The organism is Halomonas elongata (genome assembly GCF_029081005.1).
GTDB classification, from domain to species: domain Bacteria; phylum Pseudomonadota; class Gammaproteobacteria; order Pseudomonadales; family Halomonadaceae; genus Halomonas; species Halomonas elongata_B.
Genome location: NZ_JAJQTQ010000092.1, coordinates 1 through 456, shown reverse-complemented (window position 1 = coordinate 456; position 456 = coordinate 1). Strand labels below are relative to the sequence as shown.

1 protein-coding gene is annotated in these 456 nt (G+C 61.2%); it reads right to left on the bottom strand.

Features of this window, described 5'->3' with window-relative positions; all coding sequences use genetic code 11:
- A partial coding sequence (locus LU493_RS19580; RefSeq protein ID WP_275289475.1) for an MFS transporter occupies positions 1-430 on the bottom strand: 430 nt, incomplete at its 3' end.
- Positions 431-456 lie beyond the last annotated feature (26 nt).

Below are 456 nucleotides of genomic sequence, written 5' to 3'. Positions count from 1 at the left end.
AGTACTGCGGTTTACGCATCGATTCGGCGAGGGTGAAGTCGTTTTCCACGACGCCGTTGGCCGCGGTGGCTGCCGGGTGATTTGGCGCATCTTTCATCAGGGTCGCGCCAAAGACGATCATCACCAGCACGATAGCGCCCCAGATAACGAAGGTTTTTTCCAGGCCAACGGTGGCCAGCAGGTGGGAATCAATGAATTTGAACCCCAGGCTGCCGAGACCATAGGAGCCAATGGAGAAGGCGGAGATCAACCCTTTACGCTCCGGGAACCATTTCACGCAGTTCGACAGGGTCAGCAGGTAACCGGCGCCGTCCGCCAGCCCCACCAGCACGCCCGCGCTCAGCCACAGCATCATCAGGCTGCTGGAGTGCGCGGTCAGGAAGAAGCCCAAGCCGAGCAGGATCCCGGAGGCCATGGTGACGCGCTTCACGCCAAAGCGCTCCTGCAGCTTGCCGG